Origin of the sequence: Chitinophaga sp. YR627, from assembly GCF_900114995.1 — a bacterium.
GTDB lineage: Bacteria > Bacteroidota > Bacteroidia > Chitinophagales > Chitinophagaceae > Chitinophaga.
Map to the genome: position 1 here is coordinate 315,577 of NZ_FOUX01000002.1, position 20,390 is coordinate 335,966.

Annotated in this window: 12 protein-coding genes; 5 read left to right on the forward strand and 7 right to left on the reverse strand. The window is 44.6% G+C overall.

What is annotated here, in order from left to right; translation table 11 throughout:
* Window positions 1-16 precede the first annotated feature (16 nt).
* The 5 genes from BMZ72_RS10015 to BMZ72_RS10035 all read left to right on the forward strand — a co-directional run bounded on the left by BMZ72_RS10015 (window position 17) and on the right by BMZ72_RS10035 (window position 7,973).
* Window positions 17-661, forward strand: a complete 645-nt coding sequence (locus BMZ72_RS10015; protein ID WP_089807811.1) for an NAD(P)H-dependent oxidoreductase — start codon at window positions 17-19, stop codon at window positions 659-661.
* A 46-nt stretch (window positions 662-707) separates the two neighbouring features.
* Entirely contained in the window at window positions 708-1,685 is a 978-nt protein-coding gene (locus BMZ72_RS10020) for a hypothetical protein (protein WP_089807813.1), read from the forward strand.
* Between the two features lie 104 nt (window positions 1,686-1,789).
* Complete coding sequence (locus BMZ72_RS10025; protein ID WP_089807815.1) at window positions 1,790-5,203, forward strand: HEAT repeat domain-containing protein; 3,414 nt, start codon at window positions 1,790-1,792, stop codon at window positions 5,201-5,203.
* 154 nt (window positions 5,204-5,357) lie between these two features.
* The gene (locus BMZ72_RS10030; RefSeq protein ID WP_089807817.1) at window positions 5,358-6,530 is read left to right on the forward strand and encodes a helix-turn-helix domain-containing protein; all 1,173 of its coding nucleotides are present in this window, start codon (window positions 5,358-5,360) and stop codon (window positions 6,528-6,530) included.
* 21 nt (window positions 6,531-6,551) lie between these two features.
* Complete coding sequence (locus tag BMZ72_RS10035) at window positions 6,552-7,973, forward strand: S41 family peptidase (RefSeq protein ID WP_177222745.1); 1,422 nt, start codon at window positions 6,552-6,554, stop codon at window positions 7,971-7,973.
* A 62-nt stretch (window positions 7,974-8,035) separates the two neighbouring features.
* Here the strand turns inward: BMZ72_RS10035 and BMZ72_RS10040 are convergent, their stop codons facing one another.
* The 7 genes from BMZ72_RS10040 to BMZ72_RS10070 form a co-directional block, all read right to left on the reverse strand.
* Window positions 8,036-10,414, reverse strand: coding sequence for an ABC transporter permease (locus BMZ72_RS10040; RefSeq protein ID WP_089807821.1), 2,379 nt, complete (start codon window positions 10,412-10,414; stop codon window positions 8,036-8,038).
* A gap of 144 nt (window positions 10,415-10,558) precedes the next feature.
* The gene (locus BMZ72_RS10045; protein WP_089809768.1) at window positions 10,559-11,284 is read right to left on the reverse strand and encodes an SDR family NAD(P)-dependent oxidoreductase; all 726 of its coding nucleotides are present in this window, start codon (window positions 11,282-11,284) and stop codon (window positions 10,559-10,561) included.
* 41 nt (window positions 11,285-11,325) lie between these two features.
* Complete coding sequence (locus tag BMZ72_RS10050) at window positions 11,326-14,034, reverse strand: RICIN domain-containing protein (RefSeq protein WP_177222746.1); 2,709 nt, start codon at window positions 14,032-14,034, stop codon at window positions 11,326-11,328.
* Window positions 14,035-14,055: 21 nt separating this feature from the next.
* Window positions 14,056-15,801, reverse strand: coding sequence for an O-antigen ligase family protein (locus tag BMZ72_RS10055; protein WP_089807825.1), 1,746 nt, complete (start codon window positions 15,799-15,801; stop codon window positions 14,056-14,058).
* Window positions 15,798-16,886 (reverse strand): signal peptidase I, encoded by a 1,089-nt coding sequence (gene lepB, locus BMZ72_RS10060; RefSeq protein ID WP_089807827.1) that lies wholly within the window; start codon window positions 16,884-16,886, stop codon window positions 15,798-15,800. Before lepB ends, BMZ72_RS10055 begins: the two co-directional genes overlap by 4 nt.
* Window positions 16,887-16,903: 17 nt before the next feature.
* Complete coding sequence (locus tag BMZ72_RS10065) at window positions 16,904-17,683, reverse strand: GLPGLI family protein (RefSeq protein WP_089807829.1); 780 nt, start codon at window positions 17,681-17,683, stop codon at window positions 16,904-16,906.
* 3 nt (window positions 17,684-17,686) lie between these two features.
* Window positions 17,687-20,368, reverse strand: a complete 2,682-nt coding sequence (locus BMZ72_RS10070; RefSeq protein ID WP_255373165.1) for an outer membrane beta-barrel protein — start codon at window positions 20,366-20,368, stop codon at window positions 17,687-17,689.
* Window positions 20,369-20,390: the final 22 nt, after the last annotated feature.

The following is a 20,390-nucleotide window of genomic DNA, read 5'->3' on the forward strand; positions in this document are numbered from 1 at the left end:
ATCTGTAACGAACGACATGATAGCTACGGCAAAAAAGATACTGATCATCAATGGTTCCCTTCGTGGCACAACAGGTAATTCAGCCGCCATAATGAACACAGCGGTAAAAATACTGGAGGATGACCTGCAGCAGACAGTCAAACAGCTCACACTTGCTGGTCCGATGCCGCCGATCCGGGAGGTATATGAGTTGTTAGTAGATTGTGATGCTTTACTGGTAATCAGCGGTGTATACTGGAATAACTGGAGTTCGCCGTTACAGCGTTTTATAGAAGTCACCACTGCTTTTGAAAACACGCCTGCTTTTTTCGGTAAACCTGTCGCCTGTGCCGTCACAATGGATTCTGTAGGCGGTATTGAAGTAGCTGCAAGATTACAGGCTGTCTTTGGCGGATTAGGTTGCTGGAGTCCGCCCTGTTCCACCCTGGTATTATCACGTACCGGACAGGAAGCCATGGCGGCATCTGCTGGTCAGGAGGACGATCCTAATGAAGACGTCTGGCGGATGTCAGATCTTTCTATTGTATTGCAAAACCTGACTGCAGCTGCTGGTATGTCCCGCGACAAATGGGTGGCCTGGCCACATAGCGAGTTAACCGTTCCGGATGGTCCCTGGCCGGAAAGTGGCGCTCTTGATATGGGTTCGCCGAAATTCCTTTAGTTATCCCGACATCACCGGGAGATTCAATCAATAACATTACCGTTAAATGTCAAAATACGAAACCCTATCTGCTGAAGACCGCCAACTCATTAGAAAGTTAAGTCAGTTCAAATATATCAATGCCCTGCCAGCTATACTGATAGGCGCTGCATTTATCCTGACCTTTGGCATTATCTTCTTTATCGGCTTTGATGATATACTTCATGAAGACAGCTCTACCTGGTTGTTCTTCTGCGCTTTTATATCCATTGGGGGAGGCTGTTGTATATGGGGAATGTTGAAACGTAGAAAAGTGATCCGCCTGTTTGAAGAGATCATTCAGCGTGATGAGAAAGTGGTGTTGCGGGGCGTATTACGTAGTGTAGAAGTGGTGAATAGCCGCTTACTACGTTACCATACATCAGCAGGTTCCAGAGAAGTGTATATTCCCCTGGCCTTAGCAGAAGGGTTTATGGCTTATTCCTACGAACGCAGACTGGAAAGTATAGACACCTTCGTGCAACAGCAGGTTGCGCTGCATATCGTGACAATTCAGCCAGGCATTGATGTACTGTTGCGCGCTGATTATGAAAATACAACCTATAGAGAAACAGTTGCGCTCATCACCGAAGAAGAAAGACAGCAATTTATCAGCAGGTTCTGGTCTGACTTAAGTATTGTAGGTATCATACTGGGCGTTGTCTGTGTATTGTTTTTAATATTCTCCGGCGGACATGCTGGTGTATTACTGATCCTTGGTGGTATCATCCTCCTGCTGGTCCTCCTCATCGCAGGTTTTTATGTAATGCCCACCATGCTGGCACTCAAAAAGGCAGATGCTAAAAAAGTGATCATTACAGAGATCTCTGAAACGCTTGTAGCATGGGCCCAAAATGGCAAAAGTGCTACCCGGCATTCCTGGTATCGCCTGGGATCTGGTCAGACCAGACATCATTTTGATGGATTCAGGACCGGCGATGTAATCAGGATCGAGCTCATAGGAAAAAACTGGCAGCGATTGCTGGATATCCAAAAAGTAAAATAACAGGCGACTCCATTCAAAAAAAATATTCCATTGTCGATTTTTTTTACCCTATCTTAATCGGTCATGCAAAAAGTGTGTACAACCGACAATTATTGCTTCCTCATATGAAAAAACTGCTTGCTTTAAAAGATCCTATTCTGGTCTCACTGCTTTTTTCTGCGGCCTGTCTTCCCGCCTGTAAACAAGACGCCGGTCCCGCAGACAAGCGGATCAAACGGATGGATACGACACTTACCGCTCATCTGGCTGACTCGATCACCAGTATTGTAAAACCCGAACTGGCAGAGGGACTTTCCCTTAGTCTGTGGGGGATTGATTCGCTTGTGATCTCTCCTATTGGTATTGATATCGATGATCAGGGACGCGTATATTATACGACCACTGACCGGCAAAAGCATTCTGAATTTGATATCCGCGGTCACCGGGACTGGGAGATCCCATCTATCAGTCTGCAAACCGTAGAAGACCGCCGCGCCTTCCTGCACAAAGAATTATCTCCGGAGAACAGCAAACGGAACCAGTGGCTGGAAGATCTCAATGGAGACAGCTCTCATGACTGGCGTGACCTGACCATAGAGAAAGAACATGTATACCGTGTGGATGATATCACCGGTGATGGCGTGGCAGATCAGGCACAACTGGTCGTAGATGATTTTCATGATGAAGTGACCGACGTTGCCGGCGGCGTGCTGAGTGATGGTGATGACCTGTACCTGGCAGTAGCGCCTGACCTCTGGCGTATAAGAGATAAAAACCATGATGGTATTGCAGATGAAAAGACTTCTATCTCTCATGGATACGCCGTTCACGTAGGCTTTAGCGGCCATGGTATGTCAGGCGTGGAAATGGGGCCTGACGGACGTATCTACTGGCAGATAGGTGATATCGGTTTTAACGGTAAAGGCCCTGATGGTAAAGCATGGTCTTTCCCTAACTGTGGCGTATTAGCCCGTTCTAATCCCGATGGTAGTGATTTTGAGATCTATTCATACGGCATCCGTAATACACACGAGTTTGCCTTTGACGAATATGGCAATATTATCAGTGAAGATAATGATGGCGACCATCCTGGCGAAAAAGAACGCCTGGTATACCTGGTAAACGGTGGTGACCAGGGATGGCGCAGCAACTGGCAGTATGGTAAATACAATGATCCAGATAACAACACCTATAAAGTTTGGATGGATGAAAAGATGTACCTGCCCCGTTTCGAAGGACAGGCTGCATATATCACCCCCTGTATCAGCAATTTTGTAAGTGGTCCGGCTGGTTTTGTGTACAATCCCGGTACTGCATTAGGCCCTGCTTATAAGAATACCTTCTTTGTGGCAGAGTTTGTAGGTAATCCCTCCAACTCTGGTGTACACGCTTTCAAACTGAATCCAAAGGGCGCTACTTTCGAACTGGGTGAACATAAAAAAGTACTGGGTGGTATACTGGCTACCGGTATTGATTTTGGCCCGGATGGCGCACTGTATGTGGCTGACTGGATAGATGGCTGGGATACCCATAACTATGGCCGTATCTGGAAACTGGATGATAAGAAAGATGCTGCTACCGCTGAACGTCAATTGACAAAAACACTCCTGGCAGAAGATTTCAGCAAACGTAAAGAAGCTGATCTCGCCGGATTGCTGAAGAACCCGGATATGCGTGTACGCATGAAGGCGCAGTTTGAACTGGTAAAACGGAAAGAAAAAGGCGCGCCTTTATTTGAACAGGCATTGAAACAAACAGATAATCAGCTGGCAAGAGTACACGGTATATGGGGTCTGAGTCAGCTGGCACGTCAGGATAAACAGTATGCGAAAGCATTATTGCCATTGTTAAAGGATAATGATCCGGAGATCAGGGCCCAGGCAGCAAAATGGCTGGGAGATATCCGCTACAACGAGGCAGGCACTGCACTGGTGCCATTATTAAAAGATACTGCCAGCCGTGTACGTTTCTTTGCGGCAGAAGCACTGGGCAGGATCGCATATGCACCTGCGGTACAACCACTGATCACATATCTTGAAGCCAACAACGACGTAGATGCTTATCAGCGTCATGCAGGAACACTGGCATTATCCCGTATAGGAGAAGCAGCGCCTTTGATTGCATTGGCCAACAGTCCTTCCCGTGCACTGCGTATAGCGGCAGTGGTGACACTCAGAAGAATGAGTCATCCTGGTATTGCGGCATTTCTGAATGATAAAGATGAATTTGTTGTAACGGAAACTGCCCGTGCTATCAACGATGACCTGTCTATCAAAGATGCATTACCGGCACTGGCCAACCTGCTGGTCAGCACTTCCTTCAAAAATGAAGCCCTGATCCGCCGTGCGATCAATGCGAATCTGCGGGTAGGTACAGACAGTGCTTTGCATCATCTGCTCACCTATGCACAAAAAGCCGGTAGCCCGGCTCCTATGCGTGCGGAAGCCATCGATGCACTGAGCGTATGGGCGAAACCATCTGTACTGGACCGTGTAGATGGTCGTCTCAGAGGAGAAATAAAAAGGAACGCAGCACCTGTAGTGAATCTCTCTACATCTCCACTTACCGCCCTGTTAAAAGACAAAGATCTACCGGTACGTATCAGTGCCGCAAAAGCGATTGCCAAATTACAGATCAAACAGGCAGGATCAGCGTTACTGGCTGCCGTACAGGCTGACCGTGATGCAGATATGCGTGTTGCTGCATTGGAATCACTGGTAAGCTTGCAGGACGCAGGTATGGAACAGGGTATTACAGCAGCCCTGACTGACAGGGAAAAATCAGTACGTGTAGCTGGGCTTGATCTCCTGGGCAAAATGCATATCTCGGAGAATGTGATGGTAAAACTGCTCATGGGTGTGATTGCTAATAAAACAGTAGAAGAAAAACAGGCAGCCCTGCTGACACTGGGTAAATTGCCACAACAATATGTAGAAAAACCATTGAGCGAACTGCTGGATAAAATGGCTGCCGGCCAACTGGATAAGGGCATCTCTCTCGAGTTAGGTGAAGCTATCGACAGCAGCCGTTCCAGCTCACTGGCGACCCGTTACAAAACGATCAACAGTAAAGTATCCCCGGATGATCTGATGGCTGCCTATAGCAGTTGTCTGCTGGGAGGTGATCCTAAACGAGGCAGACAGATATTCTTCCATAACCAGAACTCCCAGTGTATGCGCTGTCACTCTTATGATGACCGCGGAGGTAATGCGGGTCCGAGACTGAACGGCGTTGCCGGACGGATCACCAGAGAACAGATCCTCCAGGCGCTTATTACACCAAGCGCACGACTGGCCCCTGGTTTTGGTATGGTGACACTTGAGCTGAAGGATGGTAAAAAACTGACGGGCATCCTCCAGGGAGAAACCAAAACAGCATTGAAGATCAAGGAAGGACAGGAAGAGCGTACCATCGCTGCCGACCAGATCGTTAATAAAAAGTACGCAGAATCGAGTATGCCGGATATGAAGCTACTGTTGTCCAAGAAAGAAATAAGGGACGTGGTAAGTTTCCTGGCGGAACAGAAAACGGACAATTAATGATTGTATAAGTTAATATTGAAAACGGCCTTCTCTTGTGGGAAGGCCGTTTTGTTTAAAACCGTTTATATAAAACAGCTGTTCCGGACAAGCAACTTCCCGGCGATACAGACGTCTTTAGCAGGACATTCATTGTTCATTGATATTCAAAGACATGACAACTGTTGCGCTCTTCCGTTATTTCGTCACTGCCGGCCTGATTAATGCGGCGCTATTTGCTTTTTTGTTGTATACCCGCAAAAAGAACAATACGACGACGATCCTGCTGATCTGTTTCATGCTGCTGGTGTCTTTTCAGGCGTTACTCAATGCCTTCGATACCCGCTCCTTCTTCCTGACCTTTCCACATCTGAGTCGTATATCCTGGTTGCAGCTCAGTGTTTTCGGTCCGCTAATTTATCTGTTTACCAAAAAAGTCACAGACGGCGGACAACCCCTGACACCTAAAGATGCGCTACACCTTCTCCCCTTTATTGGTTACCTGATTGTGCTTTCACCCTGGTTATTGCAGTCCGCCGACAGCAAAAGACAACTACTGATGGATTTTACCAGCTTAAGCCGCCTGGATTTCGGCTGGCTGAACCAGATCAGTCTTTGTATGATCACCTGTTATCTCTTGCTATCCTTGTCATTACTGCGGGCATTCAGGCAGAAGGTGGACAATACTTTTTCTGATGTACACCATCGCCGGTTGATATGGCTGCAACAATTCATATATGGGATATTGGGTATACTGATCATATCAGCGCTGGGATTTTATGGCAGAAAGTGGCAACTACCTGTTGTTACGCATTTTTATCATTATAACTATTTCCTGGTGGTGATATTGGTGTACTGGGCGGCGATTAAATGTCTTCTGCAACCCGATATATTCGGGCCGGATCAGTTACAGCCATCTATGGAGAAAAAGTACCGTAAATCAGGTCTGCAGGCACCAGCTGAAAAGACCTTATATGAAAAGCTACTTGACCATATGACAGCGGAGCACCCTTACCTGGATCCCGATCTGACCATTTTTACCCTGGCGGGGCAATTGAAAGTATCGCGGCACCATCTGTCACAAGCTATTAATGAACAGGCTGGAAAAAGTTTTCATGATTTCATTAATAGTTTCCGGGTAGAAGCCGTGAAATGCCGTTTGGAAGATCCGTCCTCCACAGCATATAGCATATTAGGGATAGCCATCGATTGTGGATTCAATTCAAAGGCGACCTTCAATACTACCTTTAAAAAGCTGACAGGTATGACGCCGTCGGCATACCAAAAATCCTGTAACGACAGGTTCAATCCTGTCGGCTCGGTCGACGAAAACCTCAGTCCCATCTAGCTTTGCAGAAAAATGATTTTTATGAAAAAGCTATTCATTGCATGCTGGTTGTTGTTAACAGGTATATCCGGCTGGTCACAAAAGATATTCACCCCACAGGAATTACAGGCAGATTTCACTGTGATCCGGCAGGCACTGGAAGAGGCACACCCAGGACTTTATCGTTTCCAGACAAAGGAACAGGCAGACAAACAATTTACTGCCATCGGAAAGCAATTAAAAAAAGGGATGAGCGCATATGCGTTCTATAAACTCGTGAATCCCCTGATCGCTGATATAGGTGACGGGCATGTGAAGTTCCACCCTGCCGGGAAACCAGACGATCCTTATGCATTTTTTGGTAATGGATATCTGCCGCTTCAACTCTATTTTAAGGATGGCGATGCATTTGTACTGCGGACTTATGGGAGTAAGGAACTATTACCCGCCGGCACCCGGATACTGAGTATCAATGGGGAAGATATCTCACATATCACTGCGCGGCTATTCCGGAATATCTATGCGGATGGTGCTGTACAAAGCGCAAAATATGCAGCGCTCAATAGTGATTTTGCAGGATATTATGGCGCTTTTACCGGGCCTGCCGGACATTTTACAATAGGCTATAAAGAAGCCGCCGGAAAAAGAGGGAAAGTTGTGGTTCCCGCAGTAAGCGTCAGTGAGATCCGGTCTGCTACCCCCACAGAGCCACCGTATACCCTTTCCTTCCCTTCAACGGATGTTGCCTTACTACGAATTGCCGTGTTTATGGAACAGGAAGGAATGCCTGCTTTCCCGGCATTTCTGGACAGTACCTTTCGTCTGATCAAAGAAAAACAGGTACAATCGCTGATCATTGACCTTCGTAATAATGAAGGGGGTACAGATCGCCTGGGACAACAATTACTTTCATACATCGCACGCGCTCCCTTCCGGTATTATGAAAAACTCACGGTAGCCGGTATCGGTCCTTACTCTTTTGCGACATATGCCACATTTCCAGCGGAAATGGAATACCTCAAACAGTTTGTAAAAAAAGAAGGAGATGAATACCTTTTTACTTATAGTGAAGGACTGGGTGTTATTAATCCTGCGAATAATGCATTTGCCGGCAATGTTTATATCCTGCAAAACGGACGTAGCTTTTCTGTAACAGCTGAATTTGCAGCAATTGCGAAAGACAGTCGCAGGGCTGTGTTCATCGGGGAAGAAAGTGGTGGCACCATGCAGGGGAATACAAGCGGCGGCTTTGCAATGGTAGACCTGCCTCATACACATCTTGGCCTGGATGTACCCTTATTAAGCTATTACATGCGGTTGCAGCATCCATTTCAAGCGAATAAAGGTGTACCGGCAGATCATGTCATTACACCTGCTGTTACAGATATATTGCAACATCGGGATCCTGTACTGGAACTCGCACTCCGCCTGGCGGGAAATATCAAGCAAACGACTGCTGACTGATGTGATAACAACAAAGGCCGGACTATATATAATCCGGCCTTTACTATTTATCGCTATGGAGGCTACTCTGCTTTTAAACTCGTTGCGGGATTTGTCCAGGCTACCCTGATGACAATAAAAATCACAGACAGTAAGGTAACCGGCAATATGGCTCCTAAAGCAATCAGAAAAACATCTATGCCGATATTAATATGATATGCAAAGCCCTGTAACCAGCTGTTCATGATCCACCAGCCCAGCGGTACCGCCAGTCCTGCGGCCAACAATACAAATACCAGATATGACCTGGAGAACATCAGTACGATATTATTACCAGTGGCTCCCAGCACTTTACGGATACTGATCTCTTTACTTCTCTTTTCCAGGGTAAAAGCTGTCAGCCCAAGCAATCCCAGACAGGATATCAGCATTGCCAGTCCGGAGAAATATTTAGATAGGGTGGCGACTCTTTTTTCCGCTATATACTGTGCCTGGTAATCATCATCCAGGAATTTATATTCAAATGGAAAATCAGGATTATAGTCTTTATAAAAAGCGCTCAGCTTTGCCAGTGCTTCCTGTTCCATGCCTGCTTTTGTTCTCACAATGATCGTTCCTACCAGTTGATCCGGTATGATATATAAAGGTTTGATCTTTTCATGCAACGACTGGAAATGGAAGTCTTTGGTCACACCTTTGATCTGGAATTTCTTCCCACGGAAATCAATGATCTTTCCGATCGGGTCTTTAATATCCATTGCTTTAATAGCGGTCTCGTTAAAGATGATCTTATCAGCCTCTGCCCCGAAGTTGCGGGAGAATGTTTGTCCGGCTGCCATCTCAATACCCAGGGTTTCAATCATGTCATAAGATACCTGTAAAGCGTTGAAAGAGATCAATTCTTCCTGTCCGTTTACCATGTATTTAACAGGCACACCAGGGCCTGTAGAAAGCACGTTAGCCACCATTGCCGAAGCATTCGCAACACCCGGAATTTGCTTTATTTCTGCCAGAAAGCCATTCATATCGGCAGGTACTTTGCCCGTCGCCTGCCAATAGACCACATGCTCCTTGTCATAACCCGGCTTTTTATGCTGTATGTAATTCAGCTGCCGGTAAACGATGATAACCGCTATCAGGAATACAACTGATATTGTAAACTGAAATATTACCAGGCCTTTGCGTGCCCATAGTTCGCCCGCACTCCCTTTCAACAGTCGTCCTTTCAGGACTTCCAGCGGATTAAAACCAGACAGATAAAATGCAGGATAACTGCCTGCAATGAGTCCGGTGATAAACGTAATGCCCAGTATGGAGACTATAAGGGTAGGATCAGGACGTAAAGCAACCTGTTTCCCCGTAATCTCATTATAAGCTGGCAGGAAGCAGATAACCAGTAATAATGCGATGATCAATGCCAGAAACACCAGCAACATGAACTCTCCCATAAACTGGAAAACAAGTGTTTTGCGACGAGCGCCCATTGACTTGCGGATACCGATCTCCTTCATCCTGCCGGAAGATTTTGCCGTACAAAGATTAACGAAGTTGATACATGCGATCAGGATGATCAATACAGCGATCAATGAAAACAGTTGCACATAAGCGATCCTTCCACCTGTCGGTTTACCGTTTTTAAACTCGCCGTAGAGGTAATTGTCTGAATAGGGTTGTAAGAAAAGGTCACGGGGAGTACCCTTGCTTTTGCCCTTCAGCAATTCACTTAGTTGTTTATTAAAAGCGTTAACGTCTGTTCCTTTTTTTAGTGCCAGATAGGTAAAAAAAGGCCCATCACTATTTTGACTATCTAACACCCCCTTTATACCCATTAATTCCTTAAAGGCGTCGAAAGATAGTATAAAATCAAACTGTATGGAGGAATTGGCAGGCGTCCCTTTAAACACACCAGAGACAGTACTATGTTTCTTAAACTCCTGGATCTGCCAACTGATAGTTTTGCCAATGATATTTTCAGTAGTATGGAACAACTTCATCGCCAGTGCTTCCGAGATGACCATACCTTCCTTATCGGCCAGTACGGTCGATTTGTTGCCCTGTGACAACGGATAGGAGAATATATTGAAATAATCCTTTCCCGCGAATATAGCGGCCGCATTTACAGGCTTATCCCCTGTGGAGAAGGTGATCTCCGGAAACCAGGAAGGTGGTGTGGTAACGGTGGCATATTCAACTTCAGGCATCGTACCTGTAAGCGCTTCCGCCAGCAAGGCAGGTGTTCCGTTGTTCGTGATGACACCTCTGCCGTCCTTCACATTCTCCATGATCTGGAACAGCTGTCCGCGTTTCTCATGAAATCTGTCAACGTTCAGTTCATCATAAACCCATAAATAAATCAGTAGAAAAGCCGCCAGCCCTGTGGATAAGCCAGCAAGATTCAGGAAGGTAGCCTGTGGATTTTTAAACAGGTTTCGCCATGCGATCTTAAAATAGTTCTTCAACATAGTGATAGCGTATCTGGAGAGTCTACAACTATTTTAAAGCCAAATTAAACAATACGTTTAATCAGACGCATAAACAGATAACAATTATTACATATGTTCGGTTTTGGTACATGTCTGTCCGTGGCTGGACAGGGTCCCATATGGCTATGGCAATCTGGCTACCAGTCGTTCCGGCATCCATTTCAGTATCGTGTAAATGAGCTTCCATTTAAACCCGGGAACGACAATCAGACCATTACCGGCTTCCACTACAGCCTTTGCTATGAAGTCAGGCTCCAGCATCAGCGATTCAGGCAGATTCAGTCCTGCGGTCATTTTACTCCGGATATATCCGGCTACTATTACATTGACAGTAATCCTCCTGCTGAAGAGATACTGTCTCAATCCTGCCAGATATTGGGTAAAGGCTGATTTCGTACTGCCATAGATGAAATTGCTCTTTCTTCCCCGCACACCGGAAAGAGAGGATAATCCTATTATTCTCTCCAGGCGAACATTTTCCTTATCCATCGCAATGATATTCAGTATGGAAACGGCCCCTGCATAGTGTACCTGCATCATCCGGAAACTACCTGGAAAATCTAGTAAGGCTTCTTCATTGTTCTTAAGATAACCGGCAGCATATACGACAATGTGCGGTTTCTCCGGTAACTGCTGATAAAAGCCTGCATGACTGTCAAAATCCGCTGCATCGAAATACAGGATTGTCAGCAGTTCTTTAGGAAAGGTTTGCTGATCCGCAAATGCCTGAAGCGCATCGGTACTACGCGAAGCTGCGATGATGCGGAATCCTTTTGCCGCATAGCGGAGAATGGCAGCTTTGGCTACATCTGAATTAGCGCCAAGCAGCAGCACTGTTTTTCGTTGCATAGGTATAAATATATGAAGTCTTACTGAATCTGCCTTCCCGGCTACCACCAGACCTGTTTCCCTTTTTTATCAATGGTGAAGATCCTTTCCTGTTTTCCCTTTGTCTTATCGTGCAGTAAGAATAACGCATCTTTGGGACAATTCTTATATATCAGGGAATCCTCCCGAGCAATCACCAGTCCCAGGGACTGCCAGTCTTTATTATTCCAGTACATCAGTTCATAGTCATCCCCCATTTCAATACAGTTCCCATCATTCCGGGGGATGAATTTGATCTTACCGATAGCCATGGGTTGTGCAAATTCCATTCCGAGCCAGTTTGTATTCCGGCTGAATCCATCATAAAAGGTCAGGACGTCATTATCAAAGGCCTTGTCCTTTGTATTCCCCAGGAGCTTATAACTATCTTCACTGCCGATGATCCTGCCCTTCAGCTCCCGGCCTGCTTTATCATAAAACTTTAATTCGGCAAGATTGCCATAACCTAAACGTGGACCTATATAGCGATAGTACTTATAAGTCTTCGCATCACTGACAGGGATGTTATATGGGATGGGGGCTATTTTACCCTTCACTGTATATAAGGTCACCGCATCTGAAAAATCGGCTTTATTTGCAGCCTGGAACCGGCCGCCGTTCAGGCGAAAGTCCATAAAATGTTCTTCCGGCCAGTAGTATTTCCGTTTTAACACAGCCTCTACCGGCTGTTCAGGCTTTGGAGCAATATATTGCAGCAGACTATCCTTCAGTATAAAAGGAGCGCCTATCGGGATATAGGTTTTCTCATCTTTATAGATCACCGGGAGATAAAGTGCATTCAGTCCCATATCTCTGAAAGTAGCCTTTCCGTTGTGAATATCACCCCATGCTACCGGCAGCCATTTAGCGTCATCCCATACACATAAATAAGCGTGTTGCCCCTTTATATCCTTTGCTGTTGCAAAGAGATCTACTGAAACAGTTTTGGTGCTGAAATAATCACTGGTTACATCCTTAAAATAAGGGTTATCAAAGGTCAGCGGAATATTTTCAGCAGGGTATTTCTTAAATGGTAAAGCGCTTGAATCAACCTTGAATGTCCGCCGGTATACTTTAGCGATAGGTGAATCCGGTTTACCAGTCGCAGGCTTTGTATCTATCTGATAATAGATGGTTTCTCCCTTACTCCCGATGATCGCATTCCAGTCGTGGCCCATTGTCCGGTTGGGACGTTGTAAGTTTACTTCACTTACAGCAGGGATCCCCAGCGATCTCAGGATATATACCAGGTAATGAGATTGTGCCCGGCAATCACCTACATGGTTTTCGAAAATATCGCTTGCCGGCAATGCAGGAAAATAATTGCTGAAGATCATCCATTCAAAATTGATGGCATCCTTTACGCGGCAGGTATATTCCAATGGAGTATTTTGTGGCACGTGGGAAGCTGTATCAAAGCGAATAGCGCTATCTGTCTTTTCGAACCGCCATTGCTGCTGCGCATTACCGGTGTATTCATTTCTCACAGCCAGCTGTCCATCCTTTAACAGTTCCAGACACTTACCATTCCGCTTACTCATTATTTTATAATGCGCTTCACTCACTGGTATGATAGCCCATTGCTGGTTATCATCTCCTGAGAATGCGGCCTGTCTCAGGGTATCCTGACTAAAATAAGTATCCCAGGCCAAGGTCATTGTATTCTTCTTCCCTTTGGTCCGGAATACAAAATAGCCGTAATCTATGTTTTGAATATTGAACTGGGCAGAAGACTTCAATACAGTGTTCAGTCCTTTGTTATTCGCTGCATTATAAATGGCGTAAGTAGCACCATCTGTTATCTTAAAGGCGGACGTATTACGATAGAATTTCTCTACGGGAATAATATCCAGGTAATCAAGACCGATGGGATTATCTGACACACTCACTTCAATAGTATTGATCCCTTTATGAAAAGGATGTTTAATCCTGACCTGATGGCCAGGATAACAATACAGACTACCAGCTGTATTGAGGTTTTGTGAGATCGTATCCTTACCATTAATGACCAGTCTGACCCTGGCTGAATCAAGACCACTTGTATATTGAATACGAATCCATTTCTCACCGTCTGTTGCCACATGAATACTGTCGAAAGTAATGCGGTCCTTTCCGGGCCTTAATTTTATAAGCGTTGTACTATCTCCATCAGGCATGGGGATATACCGCGTGCTATCAGCGCAATAATCGACTGCTTTATAAACAGTACCTCCGGCGAAATGCAGTTCATCAAATATGCCGGCAAATGCCTCATGGAAATGTCTGATCCAGTTACTGTGATGTTCGTTCTCAATTCTGTAGGGCAGCACATATTCACAGAAGATATCAAAACTATAGTCTTTCCGCCAGGGTACTTTCTCCCATATAGCATAGACATATTCAATGTGTTTAATGAGGTATTCGGCAGTCAGACTGTTCTCATCCTTTTCCATAAAAAAGCTATCGCCTATCTTATGAAAATTCATGCGATCCATAATAGCCGCATTTCTCTTATCTCCAGGGATGATACTGATTTCATGAAATATCTGTACGTACTTATCATAGTTAGGACCAGCGAGGCTATAATGCCCTTTCATATTGGTCAATAAGTATTGTGCTGCTTTTAGTTTCTCCGGGTGTTGCTGTTTTTGAAAATAGCTGAGCACCTCCTGTTCTACATTACCTCTCTTCGCATTACAGGCATACAACAAACCCAATACGCCAAGCAGGATGATAATTGAAATATTTTTCATAACAATGGACATAGGTCTTATTTAGTGATGACATTTATTATTGTCGTAATAGACTCTGGCGGAGTCCTGGATCTGTTGCACGGCGGTAGATGACACCTTCACTGTTTTATGCAGGATGAGGTTGGCCCGGGTACAGGCCTTTTCATTTTCGTTACTGGCCACGTACAGCTTTAGTAACATATACTCAGTATAAAAGCGGTTAGGTACCATGCTTAAAGCCTGCTGATAATATCTCTCTGCAGCCGCATAGTGTTGCTGTTGTACACTGATATCACCCAGTGTGGTTTCAATAACTGTATTATTTAAAAAATCCCTGCTTTGTGTAAGATACAATGCGGCCTTACCCAGTGAATCAGCTAGAAAGTATGCTTTACCGGCCGCTGACAGCAGTTCTCCATCCTGCGGCAGCTGAGACAATGCCTGTTCAAAATACCGGATGCTTTCATTGAACCGTTGATGCTGATAGGCTGCCTCTGCCTGTCCCCATTGTCTGTAGGCCGTTTTATACTGTGTTATCAACATCATCCCCATTACAGATACAATAAGGGTGATACCCATTACTAGCAGCTTAGGCACACGCCCGATATGCAGCTGTCTTATCACTGACCGATCCATCCTGGATAACATGGCCAATCCCAATACACCTGTCATTTTCAACGGCAGTATAAAATGCGGGTAATAAAACATCCCGATGATCATATATCCCAGTATAATTGCCTGTCCGGCGTATCGGAACCTGTCATATCCTTTCACTGTAAAGCAGAAAACTATCAGTAGTAACATACCGAGCGCACCTATCATTCCTGATTCAGCCGTTAGCTGTAACAGATCATTAAAGGCATAGTATACGTTATCAGCTAACTGCTTCTCCCCCGGCGTACCCTGTGTGGTCATGTACGCAGCCTGGTACTTCATATACGTAGCTGCAAAACGATCATAGCCGATGCCAGTAAGCGGATGCTCAGCAATCATCTGACTGGTTACCTTCCATATCAAGACCCTTCCATCAGCAGAATCCTTTTTCAGATAGTATCCTCCGGCCAGCACCAATACACCTGCGACAACTAAAACGCCATACAACAGATATCGTTTTATAAACCGCGCATATAAAAAAATACCCACTACAATCAATGCGATCCATGCCGCCCGGTTCTGGGTAATAGGCAGTATAATAATGGCCAGCACAATATTGAGCTGCGGAATCAGCGTCATACGCTTATCTTTAAAATAAAAGATCAGCACCAGGGAGATACATGCACTTAGTGCTATAAAAGCAGCATAAGCACCCAGATTAAAGAAAGTACCCGTCAACCGGAACTGACTATGAGTAGGCAGTATATTATACAACTGTAACAAGCCATATACTGACTGAATAATACCCGCCACAGCGATCGCATAAAGGATAAACAGAAAGTGTCTCAACCTGCATCTGCGGAGTACCACATAAAATACCATTAAGGCAATCAGTTCGATCACTCGGGGAGAAACCCGGCCACCACTACGAAGAACTATATAAAGAACAAGTATGGTAAAAACCAGATCAATCCGTGAATAGCTGATCCATATGTGCCTGTTCAGGCATAACCAGGTTATACTTCCCATCAACAATAACAGCAGCAGACCTTCTGCAAAAAAGAAGGTTTTTGAAATGGTAACACTGTTTTGTAGCGCTGTATTATTTTGTAAAGGGGTCAGGACAAACAATAATAACAATGTCAATATCCCGCCCCACGCCAGATAAACTGTCAGTTTGTTTTGCGTATTCATAGAATAGTTTTAAACAAGCGGTTCCATAAAAATCCTTTTTCATTATATGAGTAAAGAATGAAAGCTACTTTTCCCACAATCTTTCTTTCAGGAATAAGTCCCAGGTATCTGGAATCTTCCGAATAAGGCTTATTATCTCCCATCATGAAATAGTAGTTATCCTTAAACACGTATCCTCCGGGTGTATTATTACATTCCCAATGTTCAATGGTATTGTGGTATAAAGCCGAATCGGAAACGGCCCATCCTTTATAGGGAATCGTCAATGGGCCCAGGTTATTGATCGTCCAGCTATCAGGACGGAAATAAGGCGTTTTACCTGCTAATAGTTTGTTGGGTAAACGGGTGATACGCCATGCCTTCCCGGGTAGATCGCCTGGTGAAATATTGGCGACTAATATGTTTGAATCGATATTCACAGAATCTATGGCAGACCGGGAGACAGTGGACAAATAAGCTTTCAGACTGGCATGATCACCAAATTGTAAAAGATACTGGCTCTGGTGATATGGCGAAAAAGGGGCATACTGGTTATTGATAAATGTGGTGTCATTACTGATCTTTAAATGATCCCCGGGTAATCCGGCACATCGTTTCACAACAAAGTAAGCAGGAAACAATTCATAAATAAACACATCGTTTCGCCTGATATGAGTATACCCATTTTTTCTGCTGATAACAGGACATGCTTCACGCTGCCGGATATTACTACGGAACAACTTCACCCATGAGATGCTATTCGCATCGTCAATCTCCTGAGGTCCGTAAGCCAGTTTATTAATAAACAATACATCTCCTTTTATGAGTGCGCCTTCCATAGAACTGCTATTGACCTGGTAGATATCAAAAACATAGAGTTTACAAATAATCGTGTATACGATCAATAGGATCAGCTTCAGACCAGTATTGACGGCTGATTGCAGCTGTCCTTTCAGGAATCTGCGCGAGAGATACAGGCCCGTTAACAACACCAGGAAAGGGACGATCAACAGCATAGATAGCCAGCCCATACCAAACGCAACCGGGATCAACATGCCGGTCAGCAGGAGCAGATAGTAACGGTGGGTTAAAAACAAGATTTTCATTTTACATTATTACATCGTTATATGTCCATAAAGATCCGCACCCATGATGAGGTAAGTCTGAAACGGGGCAGGATATCTGTCATCGATTTTCTATACTGCTTATTATCAACAGGCACACTCCTCGTCTGTTCAGGCAATTTCCAGGTTTCCGGGGCGACAGGTTGTTTATCCACACGCGTTGCAAATATTGTGATATGCTCATGCGGAAGGGCCACTCCCAATATCATTCCCGGTAAGCCATTAAAAGACTCCGGGCCACCTCTCGCAGGGATCTCTTCTGCATAATAAGCAACGACATAAATAGAATCAGATAATAGCGCGTTGGCTCTCCGGCATTGAAAACCGGCTATTTCACGTGTCTCTTCCGTCAGCTTCCAGCGAATAGTCCGAATAGTATCTTTGATAACAAAAGATTGATCAAATGCCTGTTTTAATGCAACCGCTTCACGGGATGCCAGGTTATTCAATACTTTATTGTTATATGCTACCGCACCGATATATGATGTCCTGGGACTTATATCAGCTTTCTGCGGCTTGTACAGTGTATACGTGGTATCAAAATATAACTCAAAATCATCTGTCCAGAACTGTGGATTATCATTCCGGTAACTCAGCATATAAGCATATACCTGGCCTGCAGGTATGATATCAGCTTCCTTTACAAATCGCTCCATCACCGCATATGTATTCACCCTTCTCTCAAATACGACCTTGCCACTATTAACGAAAGTAGCCTGCTGTGCAGATAATACATGAGAAAAGACCATCATTGCCAGTAAAAAGGATAATCTCTTCATGCGCTATTGTTTTATAGTTCTGAATCTGGTAAAATTCCACGTCGCACCTAACATAAAAAATCGTCTGATGGTCGTATATCTGTTCTCCGAAAAGAAGTTATTATTGGCAGTACGGGAATACCCGTTATTCTGGTTCAGGATATCATTACAGGAGATCCTGATCGTCAACTGATCCTGTTTGAGAAAAGTACGGCCTAACCAGGCATTCCAGATCACACGGCTGAAATTATCACTAAACGCCTGAGACTTCCGTTGCCAGAGATAGTTGGCATCTGTATGTATTTCGAACTTCTTAAGAAAGTAAATCGCCAGACTCGGTCTGATTTCAATGAATGGAAAATTATTCTCACTGCCTGGTTGCAGAGAAGATTTATTAATGTTATACCCGGCTTTTACCAGCAGATAGGTATTGTATTTTTTCTGTTGGGATTTATACATTTCCAGTCCGGCGCCATATGTACTGTACGTCAGCTTATTCACCTTATCATCTGTCAGATTGAAGGACCTTCCACCACTGGTATTAAGCGCACCAATCATCTGTATGTTAAACGGCAGCTGGCGACCATAATAAGCCATCAGATCGTAGTTCATGTTGGTATATCCCGGCATGTTCACAAATCTGTAAATATACTTACCGGCAGCAGTCACATTAATAGCCTGTGCAATCGGATTAGTGGTAAAGGTCACGCTTCCGTTACCACCGGTATAAACATTTGAAACAACTTTCGCTGTGTTATAATCCCCACTGATCTTATGACTAAAACTATTATCAAGATCAGGGTTAGCCAGATAAGTAACAAGCTGGCCATTACTAAACTTTAATGGCAGCAACTGTGTTCTTTCCGGATTGATACTGTTACCGGTATAGTTCAGCTGGAGTACTGAATATTGCTTCACGGTATATTGCATACTGGCGCCTGGATTCCAGTTCAGGAAATTCCTTTTCAGCCGGTAGTTATCAAGCTCACTCTCCAGATCCATCGTTATCGTACGAATATTATTACCGGCTTTCAGCACTAATTTAGGCCCCGCGTAATTGATAGCAATACCTCCCTGATTAGTCCAGATATTACTGTTCATTTTACTGCTAAATGCGGCATCTTCATTCTTTCCCGCCGGATTCTCCACAAGGTTATAAGATCGTTTATCATCATGATTAAGTTTATTCTCCACCTGATAATTAAGGATCAGTGATAGCTTTCCTGATATTGGCGCTGTATAGATCGCTTTCAGGGTATTGGTACGCCAGTCATCATTCGTACGTCTGCCAAGATACAAAAGGGCCGTACTGTCTTGTCTGCCTGTTGAATCATAGTAGTCACTGCGTGACAGATTCTCTCCTGATGAATGATCGTTTGAAAAATTATTATTCAGATACAGGGAAATCGTACGACCAGCCTTTTTAAGACGTTTCTCCCAGGCAAGGTTTACATTATAGGATCTGAGATGATAGTCATTACGATCGTTTGATTCGTTATTATATATCATGCTGCTGTCTCCCCGGAAATTCTGTGTATTTCCATAGCTGGCAGTCTTATCATCAGTAACGGTTCCATCTGCATATGCTGTAATGGTAGCAGATGTATCCACTTTGAAAATGTACTTTCCGTTAGCGGATTGACGGGTATTCCGGTTATCAAATCTATTATTGGAATTACCGAGTATTAAACCAGTAGGAAGATTATTCTGAGACACAACGATATCCTCACCATTTACAGTCATTGTATTGAACTTGTAGTTACCATTAAAGGACTGCTGATCATTATTCCACTTATTATCATAATGCGCGCCTGCACTGGTGACGGTAGGAATACCTTTATCATTATAGTTCTCCGTACCATCATTATCTGTGCCTATCTTTTGTCTGTCTGCTGCACCCAGCCCGGTACGACCAATATTACCATTCGTACCGTACAATGACATTCTGCGTTTTCCCTTAAAAGCATTCAGCATGCCCTGCGCATTATAATGTTCATCTGTACCTCCACCCAGTTCAACCTTACCAAAGACGCCATGGTTCTTGTCCTGCTTGATCTTCAGATTAATGGTCTTATCTTTCACACCATCATCGATACCTGTGAAGACAGCCGCATCCGACTTTTTATCATAGACCTGCACCTTATCGACCATATCGGCACGCAGATTACGGGTAACCAGTGTCGGATCATCGCCAAAGAACTCTTCCCCATCCACCAGTACCTTTCTGACTTTCTGTCCCTGCACAGTGATGTTGCCATACTGATCCACCTGCAGACCAGGCAACTGCTTTAGCAAATCTTCAACAGAGGCATTCGCCTGCACCTTAAAACTATCAGCCGTAAATTCTGTTGTATCTCCTTTTATTTTGATAATGGCGGTCTGAGACTTTATGATCACCTCTCTTAGCAGTTTCTCTTTCAGTAGCAGACCTACCGTTCCCATATCCAATACGCCATCTACCGGTTTCTCCGTAGTGATCCTGTGGGAATAAGCAGCATAACCCGGATAGGAAAAAAACAGGATATAGCTGGCGGTATCGGAAAGATGATTAAATACAAAGCGACCTTGCTTATCGGCACGGGTATCTGCAACAATAAAAGAATCCCGGGCCTGCAACAACACGACGGAGCCCCTGTAAAGCGGGAGCTGCAAATTTGTATCCTTTAACAATCCTTTCAGGGTAAAGGACTGCGCGTAGGAAGTCATCTGACAGAGTAAAGCAATGATC

What these genes read in the sequence shown, in the direction of transcription:
- BMZ72_RS10050 (WP_177222746.1), bottom strand. Translation starts at nt 14,034, where the DNA reads ATGAAAAATATTTCAATTATCATCCTGCTTGGCGTATTGGGTTTGTTG.
- BMZ72_RS10065 (WP_089807829.1), bottom strand. Translation starts at nt 17,683, where the DNA reads ATGAAGAGATTATCCTTTTTACTGGCAATGATGGTCTTTTCTCATGTA.
- BMZ72_RS10055 (WP_089807825.1), bottom strand. Translation starts at nt 15,801, where the DNA reads ATGAATACGCAAAACAAACTGACAGTTTATCTGGCGTGGGGCGGGATA.
- BMZ72_RS10070 (WP_255373165.1), bottom strand. Translation starts at nt 20,368, where the DNA reads ATGACTTCCTACGCGCAGTCCTTTACCCTGAAAGGATTGTTAAAGGAT.
- BMZ72_RS10015 (WP_089807811.1), top strand. Translation starts at nt 17, where the DNA reads ATGATAGCTACGGCAAAAAAGATACTGATCATCAATGGTTCCCTTCGT.
- BMZ72_RS10045 (WP_089809768.1), bottom strand. Translation starts at nt 11,284, where the DNA reads ATGCAACGAAAAACAGTGCTGCTGCTTGGCGCTAATTCAGATGTAGCC.
- BMZ72_RS10025 (WP_089807815.1), top strand. Translation starts at nt 1,790, where the DNA reads ATGAAAAAACTGCTTGCTTTAAAAGATCCTATTCTGGTCTCACTGCTT.
- lepB (WP_089807827.1), bottom strand. Translation starts at nt 16,886, where the DNA reads ATGAAAATCTTGTTTTTAACCCACCGTTACTATCTGCTCCTGCTGACC.
- BMZ72_RS10040 (WP_089807821.1), bottom strand. Translation starts at nt 10,414, where the DNA reads ATGTTGAAGAACTATTTTAAGATCGCATGGCGAAACCTGTTTAAAAAT.
- BMZ72_RS10020 (WP_089807813.1), top strand. Translation starts at nt 708, where the DNA reads ATGTCAAAATACGAAACCCTATCTGCTGAAGACCGCCAACTCATTAGA.
- BMZ72_RS10030 (WP_089807817.1), top strand. Translation starts at nt 5,358, where the DNA reads ATGACAACTGTTGCGCTCTTCCGTTATTTCGTCACTGCCGGCCTGATT.
- BMZ72_RS10035 (WP_177222745.1), top strand. Translation starts at nt 6,552, where the DNA reads ATGAAAAAGCTATTCATTGCATGCTGGTTGTTGTTAACAGGTATATCC.